This is a genomic window from Streptomyces flavotricini (assembly GCF_020639365.1).
Taxonomy (GTDB): domain Bacteria; phylum Actinomycetota; class Actinomycetes; order Streptomycetales; family Streptomycetaceae; genus Streptomyces; species Streptomyces flavotricini.
On the sequence record NZ_JAINUL010000001.1, the window covers coordinates 6,966,921 to 6,987,087 of the forward strand.

Sequence of the window (20,167 nt, forward strand, 5' to 3'; positions counted from 1 at the left end):
GTATCCGACAGTTCGACATCCGAGGTGACGTAGGCGTGGCTCTTCCGCCCCTTACCCCTGAACAGCGCGCAGCCGCGCTCGAAAAGGCCGCCGCGGCTCGCCGGGAGCGGGCCGAGGTGAAGAATCGACTCAAGCACTCCGGCGCCTCGCTCCAAGAGGTCATCAAGACGGGCCAGGAGAACGACGTCATCGGCAAGATGAAGGTCTCCGCCCTGCTGGAGTCCCTGCCTGGCGTGGGCAAGGTCCGCGCCAAGCAGATCATGGAGCGCCTCGGCATCTCCGAGTCCCGGCGTGTCCGAGGTCTCGGTTCCAACCAGATCGCGTCTCTGGAGCGTGAGTTCGGCACTCCTGCCGGCTGACGCGTTGCCTGAAGTTCGCCCGGCGTTCTCAGGCAGTCCCGAGAACCTGGATAATCGCTCTATGGCAGCAGAGGTTCGTCCGCGGCTGACCGTGCTCTCCGGCCCCTCGGGGGTCGGCAAGAGCACGGTCGTCGCGCATATGCGCAAGGTCCACCCCGAGGTATGGCTCTCGGTGTCGGCCACCACCCGCAAGCCGCGGCCCGGTGAGCGACACGGAGTCCATTACTTCTTCGTCAACGACGACGAGTTCGACAAGCTGATCGCCAACGGCGAGCTGCTGGAGTGGGCCGAATTCGCGGGCAACCGCTACGGCACACCGCGCGGCGCGGTGGTGGAACGCCTGGAGAGCGGAGAACCCGTTCTCCTGGAGATCGACCTCCAGGGCGCGCGACTCGTCCGCGAGTCCATGTCCGACGCCCAGCTCGTCTTCCTCGCACCGCCGAGCTGGGACGAGCTGGTCCGCCGGCTCACCGGCCGCGGCACCGAATCACCGGAGGTCATCCAGCGCAGGCTGGAGTCCGCCAAGGTCGAACTGGCTGCCGAGTCCGAGTTCGACACCACCCTGGTCAACACCTCCGTCGAGGACGTGGCGCGCGAGCTGCTAGCCTTGATGGAAGTTGTCTGATCGTTGATCGATGTTCATTTCGGTCAATGCTTGATCATTCACCCATTCTTCGGAAGGTAGAGCGTGTCCTCTTCCATCACCGCGCCCGAGGGCATCATCAACCCGCCGATCGACGAGCTGCTCGAGGCCACGGACTCGAAGTACAGCCTCGTGATCTACGCGGCCAAGCGTGCGCGTCAGATCAACGCGTACTACTCGCAGCTCGGTGAGGGCCTGCTCGAGTACGTCGGCCCGCTGGTGGACACCCACGTCCACGAGAAGCCGCTTTCGATCGCGCTGCGCGAGATCAACGCGGGTCTGCTGACCTCCGAGGCCATCGAGGCCCCGGCCCAGTAAGGCACCGAGAATCCTTTCAGCACAGGCCCGGCAGAACATCTGCCGGGCCTGTGGTGTGTCATAGACACGTACGACGGTCAGCGATAGGGGCGTGTGGTGGGTAAGCCGAAGATCGTGCTCGGAGTCAGCGGCGGCATCGCCGCGTACAAGGCGTGCGAGCTGCTGCGCCGGCTCACCGAGTCCGGGCACGAGGTGCGGGTCGTCCCCACGGCGGCTTCCTTGAACTTCGTGGGCGAGGCCACCTGGGCCGCGCTCTCCGGGAACCCGGCCGGCACGCAGGTGTGGGAGACCGTCCACGAGGTCCCGCACGTCCGCATCGGGCAGAACGCCGACCTCGTCGTCGTCGCCCCCGCCACCGCCGACATGCTCGCCAAGGCCGCTCACGGCCTCGCCGACGACCTGCTCACCAACACGCTGCTCACCGCGCGCTGCCCGGTGGTGTTCGCCCCCGCCATGCACACCGAGATGTGGGAGCACCCCGCCACCCGGGAGAACGTGGCCACGCTGCGCCGCCGCGGGGCCGTCGTCATCGAGCCCGCCGTCGGCCGGCTCACCGGCAAGGACACCGGCAAGGGGCGGCTGCCCGACCCCGAGGAGATCTTCGAGGTGTGCCGGAGGGTCCTGGCGCGCGGGGCGGCCGAGCCCGACCTGGCCGGCCGGCACGTGGTGATCAGCGCGGGAGGCACGCGGGAGCCGCTCGACCCGGTCCGCTTCCTCGGCAACCGCTCCTCCGGAAAGCAGGGCTACGCGCTGGCCCGCACGGCCGTCGCCCGCGGGGCCCGGGTCACCCTCGTGGCGGCCAACACCGCGCTGGCCGACCCGGCCGGGGTGGACGTCGTCCGGGTCGGGACGGCCGTACAGCTGCGCGAGGCCGTGCTCAAGGCGGCAGCGGACGCCGACGCCGTGGTGATGGCCGCGGCCGTGGCCGACTTCCGGCCGGCCGAGTACGTGACCGGCAAGATCAAGAAGAAGGACGGGCAGGATCCGGCCCCCGTGGCGCTCGTCCGCAACCCCGACGTCCTCGCGGAGATCTCGGCCGACCGGGCCCGGGAAGGCCAGGTCGTGGTCGGTTTCGCCGCCGAAACGGACGACGTGCTCGCGAACGGGCGGGCCAAATTGCTCCGCAAGGGGTGTGATCTTCTCGTCGTGAACGAGGTGGGCGAAGCCAAGACCTTCGGTTCCGAGGAGAACGAAGCCGTCATCCTGGCCTCCGACGGGACGGAAACTCCGGTTCCCTACGGTCCGAAGGAAGCGCTGGCCGAGGTGATCTGGGACCGGATCGCCGGGCGACTCGCCCCCCGACGCGCCTGAGTGACGGCTCTTCTCGTAGCGGATTCCATGAGCCAGAATGGAGTGCCGCAGGTCACATGGCTCCCATTGGGCGAGACAGGTGGTCCGGCAAACGGTGGCGACCGATAAACTGCACACTCGGAACGTGATCGGGCGCAGCCCCCGGTGTGGTTCCGCCAAATGATCAGCCAGCAGCCGCTGCAACCCCAGGGAGCGTTGTGTCCCGTCGCCTGTTCACCTCGGAGTCCGTCACCGAGGGTCACCCCGACAAGATCGCTGACCAGATCAGCGACACGATCCTCGACGCACTTCTCACCGAGGACCCGACCTCGCGTGTGGCCGTGGAGACCCTCATCACCACCGGTCTCGTCCACATCGCCGGTGAGGTGACGACGAAGGCGTACGCGCCGATCGCGCAGCTCGTCCGCGACAAGATCCTCGAGATCGGTTACGACTCCTCGAAGAAGGGCTTCGACGGCGCCTCCTGTGGCGTGTCGGTGTCCATCGGCGCGCAGTCCCCCGACATCGCGCAGGGCGTCGACACCGCGTACGAGAAGCGGGTCGAGGGCGACGAGGACGAACTCGACAAGCAGGGCGCCGGCGACCAGGGCCTGATGTTCGGCTACGCGTGCGACGAGACCCCCGAGCTCATGCCGCTCCCGATCCACATCGCTCACCGGCTCTCGCGCCGCCTGTCCGAGGTCCGCAAGAACGGGACCATCCCGTACCTGCGCCCCGACGGCAAGACCCAGGTCACCATCGAGTACGACGGCGACAAGGCCGTCCGCCTCGACACCGTCGTCGTGTCCTCGCAGCACGCCTCGGACATCGACCTGGACTCGCTGCTCGCCCCGGACATCCGCGAGTTCGTCGTCGAGCACGTCCTGGCCCAGCTCGTCGAGGACGGCATCAAGCTCGACACCGAGGGCTACCGTCTGCTGGTCAACCCGACCGGTCGCTTCGAGATCGGCGGCCCGATGGGCGACGCCGGCCTCACCGGCCGCAAGATCATCATCGACACCTACGGTGGCATGGCCCGCCACGGCGGCGGCGCCTTCTCGGGCAAGGACCCGTCCAAGGTCGACCGCTCCGCCGCGTACGCCATGCGCTGGGTCGCGAAGAACGTGGTCGCCGCCGGCCTCGCCTCGCGCTGCGAGGTCCAGGTCGCGTACGCCATCGGCAAGGCCGAGCCCGTCGGCCTCTTCGTCGAGACCTTCGGCACCGCCAAGGTGGAGGTCCAGAAGATCGAGGACGCGATCGGCCAGGTCTTCGACCTCCGCCCGGCCGCGATCATCCGCGACCTCGACCTGCTGCGCCCGATCTACGCCCAGACCGCCGCCTACGGCCACTTCGGCCGCGAGCTGCCGGACTTCACCTGGGAGCGCACCGACCGCGTGGACGCCCTGCGCGCGGCCGCCGGCCTGTAGGACCCCCGCGTACCGCGCGTACGCAGCCGTACGGCCCCGGACCCCGGTCCGGGGCCGTACGGCGTTGGCGCCCCCCGCGCCCCCGCCCCGCGCCCGCCCGCTGGCGTGGCGGTGCCCTCCCGGGGCGAGGGGCGACGGCTCCATCCGGAGCCGGGCTCAGGTCCGGCCGTGAAGGACGGCAGCGTCCGCCGCCGCCCGCCCTGATCCCGGGAGGGCCCGGAACACGGCCGCGGCCCGCGGGGCCGCCGCCGCACGGGGGAGCGCCCCGGACCCGCGCACCGGCTCCCGCTGTCGGTGCCGTTTGGTAAGAATGCAGCTGTGAGCAGCGAGAACGAATCCGAGCCGACGGGCGCCGCCGGCGCCCCGCCGGAGCAGCTCGCGCTGATGCGGGAGATGGTCGCCGAGGCGAAGGCCAAGGCCCCCAAGGCCAAGCCGCGCACCTGGCGCGGAGCCGCCGTCGCCGAGGAGCTCCCCGTGGCCCGCGTCCTCGTCAACAAGGGCGTGCTCCATCTCGACCGGCTCTTCGACTACGCCGTCCCCGCCGAACTCTCCGAGGCCGCACGGCCCGGCGTCCGCGTCCGGGTCCGCTTCGGGGCGGGCGGCCACCGCGTGCACGGCGGACGCCGCGAGGGCGGCGGCCTCATCGACGGGTTCATCGTCGAGCGGCGCGCCGAGTCCGACTACCACGGAGCCCTCGCCGCCCTCGCCCAGGTGGTCTCGCCCGAGGTCGTGCTCACCCCCGGCATGCTGTCCCTGGCCCGGGCCGTCGCCGACCGGTACGCCGGCAGCCTGGCCGACGTACTCCAGCTCGCCCTGCCCGCGCGCAGCGCCCGCGCCGAGGCCAAGCCCTCGCCCGAGCCCCTGCCCCCGCCCCCCGCACCCGAACCGGGCGGCTGGGCGCGGTACGGCGCCGGCCCCGCCTTCCTGCGGGCGCTGGCCACCGGCGGTGCGCCGCGCGCCGTCTGGACCGCCCTGCCCGGACCGGGCTGGGCCGACGAGCTGGCCCGGGCCATGGCCGCCACCCTCGCCTCCGGCCGCGGAGCCCTCGCCGTCCTGCCCGACGGACGCACCGCGGCCCGGGTGGACGCGGCGCTCACCGCCCTGCTCGGCGAGGGCCGGCACGCACTGCTGACCGCCGAATCCGGACCCGAGAAGCGCTACCGCCAGTGGCTCGCCGTGCACCGGGGCTCGGTCCGCGCCGTCATCGGCACCCGGGCCGCGATGTTCGCGCCCGTACGGGACCTGGGGCTGGTCGCCATCTGGGACGACGGCGACTCCAGCCACAGCGACGACCACGCGCCGTTCCCGCACGTACGGGAGGTGCTGGAGCTGCGCGCCGTCGGCGACGGCTGCGGATTCCTGGCCGGGAGCACCAGCTGCACGGTGGAGGCCGCCCAGCTGGTCGAGACGGGCTGGGCGCGGCCGCTCGTCGCCGACCGCGAGACGGTACGGGCCTGCGCGCCCCGGATCCGGACCGTGGGCGACGAACTCCTGGCCCGGGACGAGGCGGCCCGCGCCGCCCGGCTGCCGAGCCTGGCCTGGGAGACCGTACGGGAGGGACTGAAGTCGGGGCCGGTCCTCGTCCAGGTGCCGCGGCGGGGCTACGCCCCCCGGCTGGCGTGCGAGCGGTGCCGCGCTCCTGCCCGCTGCAAGGTCTGCGCGGGACCGCTGGAGGCCCCCGACGCACGGGACCTGCACTGCGGCTGGTGCGGCCGGCAGGAGAGCGCCTGGCACTGCGAGGAGTGCGGGTCCTTCCGGCTGCGCGCCCAGGTGGTGGGGGCCCGGCGGACGGCCGAGGAGCTGGGGCGGGCCTTCCCGGCCGTGCCCGTACGGACATCGGGGCGCGACCACATCCTGGATGAGGTGCCGGACCGGCCCGCGCTGGTGGTGTGCACCCCGGGGGCCGAGCCGGTCGCGGCGGGCGCCGGGTACGCGGCGGCGCTGCTGCTGGACGGCTGGGCGATGCTGACCCGGCCCGATCTGCGGGCCGGGGAGGACGCGCTGCGCCGGTGGATCGCGGCCGCTTCGCTGGTACGGGGTGAGGGGCAGGTCGTGGTGGTCGCGGAGCCGACGCTGCGGCCGGTCCAGGCCCTCGTACGGTGGGACCCGGTGGGCCATGCCGTACGGGAGCTCGCGGAGCGTGCCCAGCTCGGGTTCCCGCCGGTGTCCCGGATGGCGGCCGTCGCCGGCCGCGGCGAGGCGGTGGAGGCCTTCCTGGCCGGAGCCGGGCTGCCGGCGGACGCGGAGGTGCTCGGTCCGGTCCCGGTGCCGGGGCGGCGCGGGGAGGCCTCGCCGGGGGAGCGGGCCCTGGTCCGCGTCCCGCCCGGCAGCGGGGCGGCGCTGGCGGCCGCCCTGAAGTCGGCCCAGGCGGCCCGGCTGGCCCGAGGGGTCCCGGCGGCGGAGGTGGTGCGGGTCCGGATCGACCCGCCGGACATCGGCTAGGAAGCGTCCCGGCCCGATCGGCAAAACACCCCCAGGGCAGGCCCTGGAACCCGGGCCGGGCAGCCGCGCAGCCGAACGCCCCCGGTGGGGGCGGCCACGGGGGCCGTCCCCACCGGGGGCGGGAGTGCGGATGCGGCGTCGGGCCGGCCGGCCGTCGGAGAGTCGGCGTCCCGGCGGCCGGCAGCGGATCAGCCGTTGCGGATCACCCGGCAGGGATCACCCGGCAAGGATCACCCGCGACGGGTCAGCCGTTGCGGGGCCCCGGGAAGGCGGCCGCGGAGCGGGACGGGACCGCGGCCTGGGGCTCCTCGCGCAGCGGCTGCGGCGGCACCGAGCGGGCCGCCGGGACCGTGGGCAGCGGCCCGAGGGTCCGGGTGGTCGTGCCCTCGGCCAGCGGCTCCGCGGACTCCGCGGCCTGGGCCCGCCGGGCCCCGTACCGCCGGTGCACGGCCTGCTTGGTGACGCCGAGCGCGGAACCCACCGCGTCCCACGAGAAGCCGAGCGAGCGGTCGAAGTCCACCGCTGCGGTCACCAGCGTCTCGACGCTGTCCCGCAGCTCCTGCGCGAGACGGACGGTGGGCGCGGGGGCCCGGCCATAGACGACGAAGCCCGTGGAAGGACCGGAGCGGCGCGGGCGGTACACGTTGCCGAGCTGGGCGGTGAGCGTACGCAGAGCATCCACCTGCCGGCGAACCCGCTCGATGTCCCGCACCAGGAGATGCAGGCTGGCCCGTGCTTGGGCGTCGTGGGTGGCGTGGTCGGCCATGAAGAAGCCTCTCGAACCGGTGCTGAAGAGCGGATCGGGCCGCAGACACCGATCTCATCGCGCGGCCCGGTTTCGGTCAATCTCTCTTGACCAACGCGCCAAACGGCACTGAAGTCACGCACCGGGGGCGTGTCGGCATATGCGAGAGGCGCGCGTGTGTGCGTACGCCCCCTGACGGGGTGTCCGGGCCCACGCGGCAGCCCGGCACGGGCCCCTGGGATGCCCGCCTACCGGGCCGGGCGGCCCCAACGGCGCCGGGAACATAGACTGGTGCGCTGCTGACAGCCGAGATAGCGAGGTAGGACCCAGTGAAGCTCGTCTTCGCAGGCACCCCCGAGGTCGCCGTGCCCGCCCTGGACGCCCTCATCGCCTCCGGGCGGCACGAGGTCGCCGCCGTCGTCACCCGGCCCGACGCACCGGCCGGCCGCGGCCGCCGGCTCGTCGCCAGCCCGGTCGCCGAGCGCGCTGCGGAGGCCGGCATCGAGATCCTCAAGCCCGCCCGCCCCCGCGACCCGGAGTTCCAGGCCCGGCTGCGCGAGATCGCCCCGGACTGCTGCCCGGTCGTCGCGTACGGCGCGCTGATCCCCAAGAGCGCCCTGGAGATCCCCCGGCACGGCTGGGTCAACCTGCACTTCTCGCTGCTGCCCGCGTGGCGCGGGGCCGCCCCCGTCCAGCACTCGATCATGGCGGGCGACCAGGTCACCGGCGCCTCCACGTTCCTCATCGAGGAGGGCCTGGACACCGGGCCCGTCTACGGGCACCTGACCGAGGAGATCCGCCCCACCGACACCAGCGGCGACCTGCTGACCCGGCTCGCCTTCGCCGGCTCCGGCCTGCTGGCCGCCACCATGGACGGCATCGAGGACGGAACGCTGCGCGCCGTCGGGCAGTCCGCCGACGGCGTCTCGCTCGCCCCCAAGATCACCGTCGAGGACGCCCGCATCGACTGGCGCGCCCCGGCGATGCGCGCCGACCGCCTCGTGCGCGGCTGCACGCCCGCACCCGGCGCGTGGACCGTCTTCCGCGGGGAGCGGCTCAAGCTGATCTCCGTCGGCCTGGTCACCGACCGCACGGACCTGACGCCCGGCGAGCTCGCCGCAGCCAAGAACAACGTGTACGTCGGTACCGGCTCGCACGCCGTGGAGCTGCTCTGGGTGCAGCCCCAGGGCAAGAAGCCCATGCGCGGCGCGGACTGGGCGCGCGGGGTGCGCATCGCTCCCGGCGAGCGCGTCGGCGCCACCGACGTAGGCTGATCCGTACCGGCGGTCCAGCCCCGGCGACCCGGCCGCACCCCGCACACCCGCAAACGCCGTACCTCGTACGACCCGTAAACCCGGAGCACCTTTCACGTGAGCGATCAGTCCCGTCCCCCGCGCAGCGCCGCAGGCCAGCGGCAGGCCAAGCCGTACCGCCGCCCCAAGAAGGACCCCGTCCGGATGCTGGCCTTCGAGGCGCTGCGGGCGGTGGACGAGCGCGACGCCTACGCGAACCTCGTCCTGCCCCCGCTGCTGCGCAAGGCCCGCCAGACGGAGGGCTTCGAGGCGCGGGACGCGGCGCTGGCCACCGAGCTCGTGTACGGGACGCTGCGCCGGCAGGGCACGTACGACGCGGTCATCAAGGCCTGCATCGACCGGCCGCTGCGGGAGGTGGACCCGCCGGTGCTGGACGTGCTCTCGCTCGGCGCCCACCAGCTGCTGGGGACCCGGATCCCCACGCACGCGGCGGTCTCGGCCAGCGTGGAACTGGCCCGGGTGGTGCTCGGGGACGGGCGCGCCAAGTTCGTGAACGCCGTGCTGCGCAAGATCGCCGCGCACGACCTGGACGGCTGGCTGGAGATCGTCGCCCCGCCGTACGAGGAGGACGCCGAGGAACACCTGGCGGTGTACCACTCGCACCCGAGGTGGGTCGTCAGTGCCCTGTGGGACGCCCTCGGCGGCGGCCGGGCCGGCATCGAGGACCTCCTCGAAGCAGACAACGAGCGGCCCGAGGTCACGCTGGTGGCGCGGCCCGGACGGTCCACGACGGATGAGCTGGTGGAGGCGGTCGGCGAGGACTCGGCGCTGCCGGGGCGTTGGTCGCCGTACGCCGTCCGGATGGCCGAGGGCGGCGAGCCGGGCGCGCTGGAAGCGGTGCGCGACGGACGCGCGGGCGTCCAGGACGAGGGCAGCCAGCTGGTGGCGATGGCCCTCGCGGCCGCACCCGTCGAGGGCCGCGACGAGCGCTGGCTGGACGGGTGCGCGGGACCCGGCGGAAAGGCGGCCCTGCTGGGCGCCCTGGCGGCGCAGCGCGGGGCGTTCCTGCTGGCCTCCGAGAAGCAGCCGCACCGGGCGCGGCTCGTGGAGCGAGCCCTGGCCGGCAACCCGGGCCCGTACCAGGTCATCGCGGCCGACGGCACCCGGCCGCCGTGGCGGCCGGGCTCCTTCGACCGGGTCCTGATGGACGTCCCCTGCTCCGGGCTGGGCGCGCTGCGCCGCCGCCCGGAGGCCAGGTGGCGCCGCCGCCCGGAGGACCTGGAGGGCTTCGCCCCGCTCCAGCGCGCACTGCTGCGGGAGGCCCTGTCGGCGGTCCGGGTGGGCGGGGTCGTGGGCTACGCGACGTGCTCGCCGCACCTGGCCGAGACCCGGGTCGTCGTGGACGACGTCCTGCGCGGCCGCGGCGCGGGCGCCTCGCCGGTGGACGCAGAACTGATCGACGCCAGGCCGTACATGGCGGGTGTCCCGGCCCTGGGCGACGGCCCGGACGTACAGCTGTGGCCGCACCTGCACGGGACGGACGCGATGTACCTGGCGCTGATCCGGCGCACGGGGTAGCGGGGCGCGCTTCGGGGGCCGGTGCGCCGGTACTCGGCGGGTCACGGAGGCTGGTGGGTCACCGCCACCGGCGGTGTGGTTGCGGGGTCGGGCGGGCCGGGGCGGGGGCTTCGGGGGCGGGACTCATGGGCTCGGGGTCGGGGTGGTGTTCGGGGGCGTCCCGTCAGTCCACTGTCCTTCCGTGTCGGGTCGGTCCGTCAAGGGCGCTCCCTTCGGTCGCGTCGCTTCGCGATGGCCTTCGGCCCCCCTTGACCGACCGCCCCGCCCCGGAATGCCATAAGACTGCCGGGAAGCCCCCGAAGGAATGGCCGGGAGGTTCATGTCCAGGGACGGGCCCTCAGCGATGCCGATCGGCGTCTCCTGTGCATCAGCACGCCGAGAGGGCGTCATGGCCGGTCATTCCGCACCTCGGCAGGTCAACCCGCGCCGGACAGCGGTGAGATGACCATCCCCCGCCCGTTCGCCCCGGATCGCTACGCGCTCCTCACGTCTCAGCGTCCGACGGCCGTCTGGGGCTGGACATAAGCCGCCCATGGCCGGCACCAACCCCTCCGATGGGGCGCCTGCGGCCCGCTTGTCCCTTTTGGTGACCGATCGGAACCCGTGAACCGCCTTGCCGGAGTGGGAGGTTGAGAGATCCGGCATCAGACTCCCTCTCGCCCTCATCTCGCCCCTTTTCCGTCGTCAGACGGTCTGCAGGCGCCCGGAAAGCCGCCCGTGAACGTCTTTTGGCGTCCTCCGGCGGCGTGCAGCCGCCGACAAGACCTTTCACACCTGGTGTGTGGGCGGCTTATGTCCAGCCCCAGACGGTCGCCGGACGCCATGCCGTGAGGAGCGCGTAGCGATCCGGGGCGCATCCCGCCCGACCGGGACTGGATGGGCATCTCATCGCTGTCTGGTGCGGGTTGGCCTGCCGCGGTCCGGAAAGGCAGCCTGTGAGGCCCTCCTGGAGGCCTGGTTTGCCCGCGCGCCCGTCCCGGCCGGGCTCGGCGAGTCGGGGACGGGAACAGGGCCGGCCGAGACCGCCGGTCGGCATCGCTGAGGGCCCGTCCCTGGACATGAACCTCCCGGCCATTCCTTCGGGGGCTTCCCGGCAGTCTTATGGCATTCCGGGGCGGGGCGGTCGGTCAAGGGTGGAGCGCAGCGACATCGCGAAGCGACGCGACCGCAGGGAGCGCCCTTGACGGACCGACCCGACACGGAAGGACAGTGGACTGACGGGACGCCCCCGAACACCATCCCGACCCCGCCCGCCCGGAGCCCCCGCCCCGCCCGCCCCCTCCCGAGCGCACCATGGTGGGAGGCGTAGGCGTAGGCGTAGGCGTAGACGGAGACGGAGAGGAGCCCGCGGCCATGGTCGAGCGGGTGATCGAGGAGGGCGGGATCAGGCTCTGTACCGAGTCCTTCGGGGATCCGGGGCATCCCGCCGTTCTGCTCGTCATGGGGGCCGGGGCTTCGATGCTCTGGTGGGACGAGGGCTTCTGTCGGGCGCTCGCCGGAGGCGGGCGCTTCGTGATCCGGTACGACCACCGTGACACCGGCCGGTCCCTCACGTACGAGCCGGGGCGTCCCGAGTACACCGGCGCCGATCTGGCCGGTGACGCCGCCCGGGTGCTCGATGCGTACGGCGTCCCCGCCGCGCACGTCGTGGGGGTCTCCGCCGGAGGGGCGCTCGCGCAGCGCTTCGCGCTCGACCATGCCGCCCGCGTCCTCTCGCTCGTACTGATCAGCACGACCTCGGCCGTATCCGGCGGCGGACGGGTGCTCCCGCCGCCCACCGCGGAGTTCCTGCGGTTCGTCTCCACCTCGCAGACCACCGCGCAGACCACCTCGCAGACCACCGCGCAGACCACCACGCACGCCGACCGGTCGGACGCCGACTCCGTGGTCGAGCACCAGGTCGACTTCGCCCGGCTGCTCGCCGGCGGTCGGCGTCCGTTCGACGAGGCCGCCGTCCGCAGCCTCGTCCGGCGCGACATCCGGCGCGCGCACGACTTCGCCGCGGCCCGCAACCACGACCTGCTCCCCGACGGCGACCCCTCGCCCGCGCCCCTGTCCTCCATCGCCGTGCCCACGCTCGTGATCCACGGGACCGCCGACCCGATGTTCCCGCTGCCGCACGGAGAGGCACTCGCGCAGGAGATCCCCGGGGCGCGGCTCCTGGTCCTGCAGGACGCCGGTCACGGGGTCGAGCGGGCCGACCGGGACGCGATCGTCCCCGCGATCCTCGAACACACCTCAGCGGATCCCCATCCATAAGAATGTCTTAATCGACCTTCAGGTCTCCATTAAGCACTGCTACGACCATCTTCAGTTCCGGGGTCGTGGCCGGAACTGCGCCACGGCATGGCAGGCTTGGGGCATGGCCGCTCAGATTTATCCCAGCATCCTGTCCGCCGACTTCGCCCGACTCGCCGAGGAGGCGAAGGCCGTCGAGGGGGCCGACTGGCTGCATGTCGATGTCATGGACAACCATTTCGTCCCGAACCTCACCCTCGGTATGCCCGTCGTGGAATCCCTGAGCCGCGCCACGGACATCCCGCTCGATCTGCACCTCATGATCGAGAACCCGGACCGCTGGGCCCCGCAGTACGTCGAGGCCGGCGCCGGATCGGTCACCTTCCACGCCGAGGCCGCCGCCGCGCCCGTGCGGCTCGCGCGGGAGATCCGGGCCAAGGGTGCGCGGGCGTCCATGGCCCTGAAGCCCGCCACGCCCATCGAGCAGTACGAGGACATCCTCCCCGAGCTCGACATGCTGCTGATCATGACGGTCGAGCCCGGCTTCGGCGGCCAGCCCTTTCTCGACATCATGCTCCCCAAGATCCGCCGCACCCGGGAGCTCATCGCCAAGCACGGCCTTGAGCTGTGGCTCCAGGTCGACGGCGGGGTTTCGGCCACGACCGTCGAGCGGTGCGCCGAGGCCGGCGCCGACGTGTTCGTCGCGGGAAGCGCCGTCTACGGGGCGGTCGACCCGTCCGCGGCCGTACGTACCCTGCGGGAGCAGGCGGACGTGGCGATCGCCGCTGCGCCCTGGGCTTGCGACCACTGAAGCGAGAGTTGATGGACGGCTCGGTGAACGGGAGCCGTCCAGGCTGATCAACGGCCGCCGGATCTGACAGGATGAACGGCGAGTCGAGAGTGTGAACAGCAGTGAGGAGAACGCGGTGTCTGCAATGTCGGCGGGACGGTCAGCCCTGCGGATGGGACCCGCGGAGCTGGTGCAGGCGGCGGCCATGGCCCGCCGCTTCTACCTGGAGGGCAAGTCCAAGATCCAGATCGCCGAGGAGTTCGGCGTGAGCCGCTTCAAGGTGGCCCGGGTCCTGGAGACCGCCCTCGAGCGCGACCTCGTACGCATCGAGATCCGGGTGCCCGCAGAGCTCGACGCCGAGCGGTCCGACGCGCTGCGGGCCCGGTACGGGCTCCGGCACGCGGTGGTGGTCGAGTCCCCGGCCGACGCGACCGAGGACGCGCCGGATCCCGAGAACCTGGGCGCGGTCGCGGCCGACCTGCTCGGCGAGCTCGTCAACGAGGGCGACGTACTGGGCCTCGCGTGGGGGCGGTCGACCATCCACATGGCCGCCTCCCTGCACCGGCTGCCGCAGTGCACCGTGGTGCAGCTGACGGGGGTGTACGACGCCGGTACGGCCGAGCGCGGGTCCGTGGAGGCCGTGCGGCGGGCCGCCCAGGTCTCGGGCGGCGACGCGCACCCGATCTACGCGCCGATGCTGCTCCCCGATCCGGCGACCGCGGCCGCGCTGCGGAGTCAGACGGGCATCGCCCGGGCCTTCGAGTACTTCGACAAGGTGACGGTCGCCGCGGTCTCGATCGGGTCGTGGGAGCCGGGGATCTCGACCGTCCACGACATGCTGACGGACGAGGAGCGCGCGCACTACGCTTCGCTCGGTGTCGCGGCCGAGATGTCCGCCCACCTGTTCGACTCCGAGGGGCGGCGCGTCGGGCGGGACCTCGGTGAGCGCTGCATCACCGTCGAGGCGGACCGGCTGCGGCGGATCCCCGAGGTCGTGGCCATCGCGGGCGGGCTGCGCAAGGCGTCCGCGATCGGGGCGGTGCTCCGGTCCGGGCTCGTGACCAGCCTGGTCACCGACACGGCGGTCGCGGACTACCTGCTGACCGAGTCGGAGCCGGGGCTGCGGCCGGCGCTGGACCGGGCCGACCCGGACGACTGAGTCCCGCGATTTCTTTGCGGATCGTTCGCGGCACCCCCGCGCCGCAGCTCTGGCCTGGCCGCGTCCGGGGCGGGCGCGGTCCGCGGGGTGGATGGTGCCGTAATTGAGATCCGAACGGCGGCCCGTGCGGGGGCCTGCGGGGCGCATACTGGTCTCAATGACAAAGTCAGCAGTACCTCGCCGCCATTTGCCGTCCAGCCCGTTCAAGGCCCCCGTGGAACCGCCGCTCCGGCAGTTCAGCGTCGGCGACCGGGTCTCTCACGATGAGCACGGCCTCGGCCGTGTCGTCGGTATCGAGGAGGGGATCGCTGTCCTGGTCGACTTCGGGTCGGTCCAGAAGAGAATTCTGAGCCCTTACACCAAGATGTCCGCGCTCTGAGGTCGTCGCCGTCCCGGTTGCCTTTACCGGGCAGGCGATTCGCGAGCGAATCGGATATTTGGCACGATCGGTGCATGATCTTCAGGGACGTGCCCCGGTCGTTGCTGCGTTGCGTGGTGGGGGCGCTGTTCCTTTGCGCTGCGCTGGCCGGCGTGGCGGGGTGCGGTGGGCAGAGCGACGCGCCGCCGTCCGCTTCCGCGGCGGCATCGGGTGCGCCATCGGCCGCCGCTTCCGTACCGGGCCCCGGATCTTCCGCGTCGCCGCCCGGCTGGGCCAAGGGGATCGCGACCGTACGGGTGGACGCGCTGCCGGCGCAGGCGCGGGACGTGCTCGTGCTCATCGACAAGGGCGGTCCGTACGCCTACCGGCAGGACGGGACCGTGTTCGGGAACTTCGAGAAGGTCCTGCCGAAGCAGAAGCGCGGGTACTACCACGAGTACACGGTGAAGACGCCGGGGGAGCGCGACCGCGGGGCGCGGCGGATCGTGACCGGTGAGGGTGGGGAGTTCTACTACACGGACGACCACTACGAGACCTTCAAGGCGGTCCTGCGATGACCCTGGACCCGCGGCCGCTCGGGCCCGCGCTGGCCGCTGCCGAGGAGGCGGGCTGGACGACGCTCCGGGTGGACCTGGCCGGGGTGCGCGGCAAGGCCGAGCTGATGCGGCGGTGGGGAGCGGCGCTCCGGGTGCCGTCGTGGTTCGGCGGGAACTGGGACGCGTTGGCCGATGCGCTGATCGACCTGTCCTGGCTGCCGCAGGCGCCGGGGAGACTGCTGGTGGTGACGTCCTGGCGGTCCTACGCGGGCGCGAGGCCGGCCGACTGGGAGACCCTGCAGGAGATCCTGGAGGAGGCCGTCGACTTCTGGCGCGACGGCGGTGCGGGCGAGTTGACGGTGCTGCTCGCCGAGCCGCCGGCCGGTCCGGACCGGCCGGCGGACCGGACGTGACCGTGGGGGCGGGGGGCTCGCCCCCACCCCCGCCGACTCAGCCCTTCGGGATCCACGGCGGCGTTTGGCCCCAGGACCAGACCGGGATCTTCGCCGCGTCCACCGGTGGGGGGTTGGGGCCCGAGTAGATCAGGGCCATGCGGGTGCCCCACTCGATGTAGTACGTGAACACCGCGCGGAATTCGGGGTCCGTCGGGAGGCCGACCTCGTCCGCCGTGTCCATCAGCAGGTCCACCCAGCGGCGGCGCTGCTTCTCGGTGATGCCGCGGCCCAGGTGTTTGGTGGCCATGTGCTGGTGGCCGCCGTGGTGGGCCGTGTACTCCGCCGGGCCGCCGAAGACCTCCGACAGCCAGACGGCGACGTGCCGGGGGTGCGCCGAGTCCATGCCCGCGAAGACCGGTGCCAGGATCTCGTCCTGCAGGGCGTGCGCGTAGAAGGCGTCCGTGAGGCGGTTCATCGCCTCCGCTCCGCCCATCCACTCGTAGATGGTGGGGGTGGTGCCGGGTGTGGTGCTCATGACTGGGGTGCGGCCTTTCCGGGGCCGGCCACTTCGGTGACGCGGTAGTGCTGCATCTCCTCGATGGCCTTCACGTACGGGCGGATCGCGCTGAAGAACGCCGGGAAGTGCTCGCCCTTGCGGAATCCGTTGAGGTGGGCGTCGACCGACGTCCAGCGGATGCGCAGGATGTAGTGCTCCCGGTCGTTCTCCTCCTCGCAGCGGGCCAGCTCGTAGTCGATGCACTCGGGTGACGCGGCCAGGGCCTCCGCGGCCTGCCGGTACGAGTCCTCGAAAGCCTGCTGGTCGTCCAATGCGATCCGGTAGCGGATGTATTCGACGGTGGTGGTCATGGGGCGTGCCTCTCCCTGTGATCGGGTGCCGGTCGGCTCGCTGTCAGACTTGCGTGATCATGCCCCGGTGGGGAGGGGTTTCGTCATTCCGACGCAGACTTCTGGGAGTCCGAGTCGGACGCGTCCGCGACGTCGGGGCCCGCCGCGCGGACCTGGTGGACCTTGGCCAGCGAGTCGCGGAGCTCGGTCAGCCACTCGTCCGTGTTGCGGCCGACGAGGCGGACGCACCAGGCGAGGGCGTCGGCCCGGCTGCGGGCGACGCCGCCCGCCACCAGGGTGTCGAGCACCTTGCGCTCCGGCTGGCGCAGGCGCGTCATGACCGGGACGGCCAGGTGCGTGAACAGGACGCGGTCGTCACCGGACTGGACGGCCCAGGCGACCTTGCGGCGGTAGAGCTCCTCCGCCTCCCGCGCGACCTCGATGCGCTGTTCGCGGGTGCGCTCGCGGAACTCCTTGACGGACTCGGCCGCCGGGATGGTGCCGACGACCGTGATCTCCTCGCGGTCGACCGAGACGTCGACCAGGGACTCGTAGACGTCCACCGGAAGGCGGTCCGCGAACCACGTGCGAAGCTGCTCGCTCTGCTCGGATGTAATCATGTAATCAACGTTGCATCCGAGGGGATCGTGATCGCAAGCGATTCGTGTTCGCTCTCAGCCCATCGAGCGGTAGCGGTGGATCAGTGAGACCGCCATGGCCCCCTCGCCCACCCCCGAGGCCACGCGCTTGACCGAGTGGGCCCGGACGTCGCCGGCCGCGAAGACGCCGGGGACGCTCGTCTCCAGCGGGTACGGGGCACGCTCCAGGCTCCACTCCGCCGGGAGCTCCCCGCCGTTGGCGATCAGGTCGGACCCGGTGAGCACGAAGCCGTACTCGTCGCGCTCGACCACGCCCGAGAGCCAGTCGGTGTGCGGGCGGGCGCCGATGAAGGTGAACATGAACCGCGCCGGGACGGGCGTGTCCTCGCCCGTCGTCGCGTCGTGGAGGGTCAGCTGCTCCAGGTGATCGTCGCCGTCCAGCCGGACCACCGTCGTACGGACCCTGACCTCGATGTTCGGGGTGCGGTCGATCTCGTCGATCAGGTAGCGGGACATGCTCGCGTCCAGGGACTCGGCGCGGACCAGGATGGTCACCCTGGCCGCGTACTTGGCGAAGTGCACCGCCGCCTGGCCGGCCGAGTTCGCGCCGCCCACGATGAACACGTGCTGGGAGATGCACGCCGAGCTCTCCGTCGTCGCCGCGCCGTAGTAGAGCCCCGCGCCCTCGAAGCGGTCCGCGCCCGGGGCCTCCAGCCGGTTGTACGAGACCCCGGTGGCCAGCAGCACCGTCTCGGCGCTGATCTCCGTGCCGTCGGCCAGGGTAAGGATCTTCGCCGGGTCGTCCCGGGTCAGCGAGACCACCTCCACCGGGTGCAGGATCTCGGCGCCGAAGCGGGAGGCCTGGATGGTGGCGCGGCGGGTCAGGTCGCCGCCGGAGAGGCCCGAGGGGAAGCCCAGGTAGTTCTCGATCAGGCTGGAGGTGCCCGCCTGGCCGCCCGGGGCGCGGGAGTCCAGCATCAGCGTGGAGAGGCCCTCGGAGGCCGAGTAGACCCCGGCCGCCAGGCCCGCCGGGCCCGCTCCGACGATGACGCACTCGTAGTGCGGGCGCGAGGCGGTGGTGGCCAGCCCGAGGCGCTGGGCGAGCGCGGTGTCGGACGGCGCGGAGAGCACCGCTCCGTCCGGGAAGCGCACGAGGGGCAGCGCCGCGTCGGGCTGGGCGGCGATCAGGGTCAGCGCCTCCGGGTCCCGCTCCACGTTCAGGAAGCGGAACGGCTGGCCGTTGCGGGTGAAGAAGTCCCGGACGGCGTGCGTGCCGGGGGAGACGAGGTGCCCCGCGACGATGATGCCGTCGTAGGCGGGGCGGTAGGTGGCCAGCCAGTCGGAGAGCAGGTCGTCCAGGACCGGGAAGAGCCGCTCGTGCGGCGGGTCCCAGGGCTTGAGGAGGTAGTAGTCCAGCCGGACCCGGTTGATCGCGGTGATCGCCGCGTCCGTCTCCGCGTACGCCGTCAGCAGCACGCGGCGGGCGTCCGGGAAGCGGCTGACGGCCTCCAGCAGGAACTCCACGCCGGTCACGTCGGGCATGCGCTGGTCCACGAGGAACAGCGCCGGATCGTGGCCGCGCTCGTCGAGGGAGTCCAGGATCTTGAGGGCGTCGGCGGCGGAGGACGCGCCGAGCACCCGGTAGCGGTCGCCGTAGGCGCTGCGCAGGTCGCGGCGGACGGCCCGCAGCACCTGCGGATCGTCGTCCACGGCCAGGATGACGGGCTTGCGGCTCTCGGCGCGCTCCGCCGCGGCCCCCGCGGCGACGGCAGTGGCGGGAGCGGTGGCGCTCTCCGGGGCCGCACTCATGCCGCGTCCAGCATCAGCTTGTCCGCGTAGCACCAGGCCCACGCCTCGCCCGGCTCGTGCGAGGCGGCGATGGGGTGCTCGGTGGCGCGGTAGTGCTTGGTGGCGTGGCGGTTCTTGGAGGAGTCGCAGCATCCGACGTGCCCGCAGCTGAGGCACATCCTCAGGTGCACCCAGTCGTCGCCGAGGGCGAGGCACTCCTCGCAGCCCTCGGTACCTGGTTTCACCGGACGTATCTGATCGGTGTGTGTGCACAACAGGTCCGTCGTCATCGTCCCCGTCCCTCTCCTCGATCCTTCGCGCACCCGTGATTCGCGGCGCGTCCAGACCATAGGGCGGTGCCCCCGTAATGGTTCAGTGATTCGGCCGAGGTCATGAAGTCTCGCGGCTACTTCATGACCTCCGGAAGCGACTACCTGAGGTGCCCCCGCGACCTGCCCTCCCACCTCATGAAGTCGCATACGGGCGCTTTGACGCAGCCCCCGGGCGCAAGCAGTGTGGGTCAGGCCAACGACAACAGGCGGCGCCTGGAGGAATCCGTGAGCAGAAAGATTCTGGTCATTGTCTCCGAACACGGTTACTGGGCCGAAGAACTGATAGGCCCCGTTTCGAAGTTCGACGAGCGGGGCTACGAAGTCGTATTCGCCACGCCGACCGGAAAGCGTGCGCACGCTCTTCCGCCGAGCCTCGACGCGAACTTCATCGACCCTCCACTGGGACGCTCGGTCACCACCGAGGAGAACGCCCGGCTGGGGCGGGAGTTCGAGCAGTCGAGCCGGCTGGACACGCCGCTCGACATCGAGGCGTGGGCACCGGAGCGCCCGTACACGAGCGACGCGGGCTACCTGCGCAAGCTGGAGCAGTACCACCGCGATCTGGAGAAGCTGGAAGCCGACATCGCCGGCTACGACGCGCTCCTCATCGTCGGCGGCAGCGGTCCCATCGTCGACCTCGCCAACAACGAGCGCGTCCACGCGCTGATCCTGGCCTTCAAGAACGCCGGCAAGGTCGTGGCCGCCGAGTGCTACGGGGTGTCCTGCCTGGCCTTCGCCCGCGACTGGGGCGACCGCAAGAGCATCATCTGGGGCAAGCACGTGACCGGCCACTGCAAGGAGTACGACTACAAGGACGGCACCGGATTCCTCGGTACCGACTTCAACATGGGCCCGCCGCCGTACCCGCTGGAGTACATCCTGCGCGATGCCACCGGGCCGCGCGGCGCATATCACGGGAATTTCGGCCACCCGCTCTCGGTGATCGTCGACTACCCGTTCGTCACCGGCCGTTCCACCCCTGATTCATATCTGACGGGGCAGAAGATCGTGGAAGTCCTGGAGGACGGTCTCACCCGTTACGGGTGGTAG

The 20,167-nt window shown here is 72.1% G+C and carries 21 protein-coding genes; 15 read left to right on the forward strand and 6 right to left on the reverse strand.

What is annotated here, in order from left to right; genetic code table 11:
- Positions 1–35 precede the first annotated feature (35 nt).
- The 6 genes from K7B10_RS31830 (at position 36) to K7B10_RS31855 (ending at position 6,479) form a co-directional block, all read left to right on the forward strand.
- Entirely contained in the window at positions 36–359 is a 324-nt protein-coding gene (locus K7B10_RS31830) for an integration host factor (protein ID WP_008740406.1), read from the forward strand.
- A gap of 61 nt (positions 360–420) precedes the next feature.
- Positions 421–984, forward strand: coding sequence for a guanylate kinase (gene gmk / locus K7B10_RS31835; protein ID WP_229341537.1), 564 nt, complete (start codon positions 421–423; stop codon positions 982–984).
- 63 nt (positions 985–1,047) lie between these two features.
- The gene (gene rpoZ, locus K7B10_RS31840) at positions 1,048–1,320 is read left to right on the forward strand and encodes a DNA-directed RNA polymerase subunit omega (protein ID WP_004948662.1); all 273 of its coding nucleotides are present in this window, start codon (positions 1,048–1,050) and stop codon (positions 1,318–1,320) included.
- Positions 1,321–1,416: 96 nt separating this feature from the next.
- Positions 1,417–2,631: a bifunctional phosphopantothenoylcysteine decarboxylase/phosphopantothenate--cysteine ligase CoaBC gene (coaBC, locus tag K7B10_RS31845; protein WP_229341546.1), complete on the forward strand. Its 1,215-nt coding sequence runs from the start codon at positions 1,417–1,419 to the stop codon at positions 2,629–2,631.
- A 197-nt stretch (positions 2,632–2,828) separates the two neighbouring features.
- On the forward strand, positions 2,829–4,037 hold the full coding sequence (gene metK, locus K7B10_RS31850; protein ID WP_030873691.1) for a methionine adenosyltransferase: 1,209 nt from the start codon (positions 2,829–2,831) through the stop codon (positions 4,035–4,037).
- 318 nt (positions 4,038–4,355) lie between these two features.
- Positions 4,356–6,479, forward strand: a complete 2,124-nt coding sequence (locus tag K7B10_RS31855) for a primosomal protein N' (protein ID WP_229341555.1) — start codon at positions 4,356–4,358, stop codon at positions 6,477–6,479.
- 244 nt (positions 6,480–6,723) lie between these two features.
- Here K7B10_RS31855 and K7B10_RS31860 read toward each other — a convergent pair whose 3' ends face one another.
- The gene (locus K7B10_RS31860) at positions 6,724–7,245 is read right to left on the reverse strand and encodes a hypothetical protein (RefSeq protein ID WP_229341557.1); all 522 of its coding nucleotides are present in this window, start codon (positions 7,243–7,245) and stop codon (positions 6,724–6,726) included.
- Positions 7,246–7,553: 308 nt separating this feature from the next.
- On the opposite strand from K7B10_RS31860, the gene fmt reads away from it, so the two are divergent.
- The 8 genes from fmt to K7B10_RS31900 all read left to right on the forward strand — a co-directional run bounded on the left by fmt (position 7,554) and on the right by K7B10_RS31900 (position 15,570).
- Complete coding sequence (fmt, locus tag K7B10_RS31865; RefSeq protein WP_229341559.1) at positions 7,554–8,498, forward strand: methionyl-tRNA formyltransferase; 945 nt, start codon at positions 7,554–7,556, stop codon at positions 8,496–8,498.
- A gap of 96 nt (positions 8,499–8,594) precedes the next feature.
- Entirely contained in the window at positions 8,595–10,055 is a 1,461-nt protein-coding gene (locus K7B10_RS31870) for an RsmB/NOP family class I SAM-dependent RNA methyltransferase (RefSeq protein WP_229341561.1), read from the forward strand.
- A 1,353-nt stretch (positions 10,056–11,408) separates the two neighbouring features.
- A complete protein-coding gene (locus tag K7B10_RS31875) occupies positions 11,409–12,314 on the forward strand; it encodes an alpha/beta fold hydrolase (RefSeq protein WP_229341570.1) in 906 nt (301 codons plus the stop codon).
- A 103-nt stretch (positions 12,315–12,417) separates the two neighbouring features.
- Positions 12,418–13,104, forward strand: coding sequence for a ribulose-phosphate 3-epimerase (gene rpe / locus K7B10_RS31880; protein ID WP_229341581.1), 687 nt, complete (start codon positions 12,418–12,420; stop codon positions 13,102–13,104).
- 124 nt (positions 13,105–13,228) lie between these two features.
- Positions 13,229–14,242 (forward strand): sugar-binding transcriptional regulator, encoded by a 1,014-nt coding sequence (locus K7B10_RS31885; RefSeq protein ID WP_030871648.1) that lies wholly within the window; start codon positions 13,229–13,231, stop codon positions 14,240–14,242.
- Positions 14,243–14,399: 157 nt separating this feature from the next.
- Positions 14,400–14,621: a CarD family transcriptional regulator gene (locus K7B10_RS31890; protein ID WP_030157491.1), complete on the forward strand. Its 222-nt coding sequence runs from the start codon at positions 14,400–14,402 to the stop codon at positions 14,619–14,621.
- A gap of 74 nt (positions 14,622–14,695) precedes the next feature.
- Positions 14,696–15,178: a guanyl-specific ribonuclease gene (locus K7B10_RS31895; RefSeq protein ID WP_229341583.1), complete on the forward strand. Its 483-nt coding sequence runs from the start codon at positions 14,696–14,698 to the stop codon at positions 15,176–15,178.
- Positions 15,175–15,570: a barstar family protein gene (locus K7B10_RS31900; RefSeq protein WP_229341589.1), complete on the forward strand. Its 396-nt coding sequence runs from the start codon at positions 15,175–15,177 to the stop codon at positions 15,568–15,570. Before K7B10_RS31895 ends, K7B10_RS31900 begins: the two co-directional genes overlap by 4 nt.
- Positions 15,571–15,607: 37 nt before the next feature.
- On the opposite strand, the gene K7B10_RS41370 is transcribed toward K7B10_RS31900, so the two are convergent.
- The 5 genes from K7B10_RS41370 to K7B10_RS31920 all read right to left on the reverse strand — a co-directional run bounded on the left by K7B10_RS41370 (position 15,608) and on the right by K7B10_RS31920 (position 19,075).
- On the reverse strand, positions 15,608–16,087 hold the full coding sequence (locus K7B10_RS41370; RefSeq protein ID WP_308284652.1) for a group II truncated hemoglobin: 480 nt from the start codon (positions 16,085–16,087) through the stop codon (positions 15,608–15,610).
- Positions 16,084–16,419 (reverse strand): putative quinol monooxygenase, encoded by a 336-nt coding sequence (locus K7B10_RS41375; protein ID WP_308284653.1) that lies wholly within the window; start codon positions 16,417–16,419, stop codon positions 16,084–16,086. Before K7B10_RS41375 ends, K7B10_RS41370 begins: the two co-directional genes overlap by 4 nt.
- Positions 16,420–16,502: 83 nt before the next feature.
- The gene (gene abmR / locus K7B10_RS31910) at positions 16,503–17,018 is read right to left on the reverse strand and encodes an ATP-binding transcription factor AbmR (protein WP_229341591.1); all 516 of its coding nucleotides are present in this window, start codon (positions 17,016–17,018) and stop codon (positions 16,503–16,505) included.
- Positions 17,019–17,072: 54 nt separating this feature from the next.
- Positions 17,073–18,806, reverse strand: coding sequence for an FAD-dependent oxidoreductase (locus K7B10_RS31915; protein ID WP_229341593.1), 1,734 nt, complete (start codon positions 18,804–18,806; stop codon positions 17,073–17,075).
- A complete protein-coding gene (locus tag K7B10_RS31920) occupies positions 18,803–19,075 on the reverse strand; it encodes a UBP-type zinc finger domain-containing protein (RefSeq protein ID WP_229341595.1) in 273 nt (90 codons plus the stop codon). The genes K7B10_RS31915 and K7B10_RS31920 overlap by 4 nt, the downstream gene beginning before the upstream one ends.
- A gap of 267 nt (positions 19,076–19,342) precedes the next feature.
- On the opposite strand from K7B10_RS31920, the gene K7B10_RS31925 reads away from it, so the two are divergent.
- Positions 19,343–20,167, forward strand: coding sequence for a type 1 glutamine amidotransferase domain-containing protein (locus K7B10_RS31925; protein ID WP_229341597.1), 825 nt, complete (start codon positions 19,343–19,345; stop codon positions 20,165–20,167).

What these genes read in the sequence shown, in the direction of transcription:
- gmk (WP_229341537.1), top strand. Translation starts at nt 421, where the DNA reads ATGGCAGCAGAGGTTCGTCCGCGGCTGACCGTGCTCTCCGGCCCCTCG.
- K7B10_RS31920 (WP_229341595.1), bottom strand. Translation starts at nt 19,075, where the DNA reads ATGACGACGGACCTGTTGTGCACACACACCGATCAGATACGTCCGGTG.
- K7B10_RS41375 (WP_308284653.1), bottom strand. Translation starts at nt 16,419, where the DNA reads ATGACCACCACCGTCGAATACATCCGCTACCGGATCGCATTGGACGAC.
- K7B10_RS31900 (WP_229341589.1), top strand. Translation starts at nt 15,175, where the DNA reads ATGACCCTGGACCCGCGGCCGCTCGGGCCCGCGCTGGCCGCTGCCGAG.
- K7B10_RS31885 (WP_030871648.1), top strand. Translation starts at nt 13,229, where the DNA reads ATGTCGGCGGGACGGTCAGCCCTGCGGATGGGACCCGCGGAGCTGGTG.
- K7B10_RS31875 (WP_229341570.1), top strand. Translation starts at nt 11,409, where the DNA reads ATGGTCGAGCGGGTGATCGAGGAGGGCGGGATCAGGCTCTGTACCGAG.
- abmR (WP_229341591.1), bottom strand. Translation starts at nt 17,018, where the DNA reads ATGATTACATCCGAGCAGAGCGAGCAGCTTCGCACGTGGTTCGCGGAC.
- K7B10_RS31915 (WP_229341593.1), bottom strand. Translation starts at nt 18,806, where the DNA reads ATGAGTGCGGCCCCGGAGAGCGCCACCGCTCCCGCCACTGCCGTCGCC.
- K7B10_RS31895 (WP_229341583.1), top strand. Translation starts at nt 14,696, where the DNA reads ATGATCTTCAGGGACGTGCCCCGGTCGTTGCTGCGTTGCGTGGTGGGG.
- K7B10_RS31890 (WP_030157491.1), top strand. Translation starts at nt 14,400, where the DNA reads ATGACAAAGTCAGCAGTACCTCGCCGCCATTTGCCGTCCAGCCCGTTC.
- K7B10_RS31860 (WP_229341557.1), bottom strand. Translation starts at nt 7,245, where the DNA reads ATGGCCGACCACGCCACCCACGACGCCCAAGCACGGGCCAGCCTGCAT.
- rpe (WP_229341581.1), top strand. Translation starts at nt 12,418, where the DNA reads ATGGCCGCTCAGATTTATCCCAGCATCCTGTCCGCCGACTTCGCCCGA.
- K7B10_RS41370 (WP_308284652.1), bottom strand. Translation starts at nt 16,087, where the DNA reads ATGAGCACCACACCCGGCACCACCCCCACCATCTACGAGTGGATGGGC.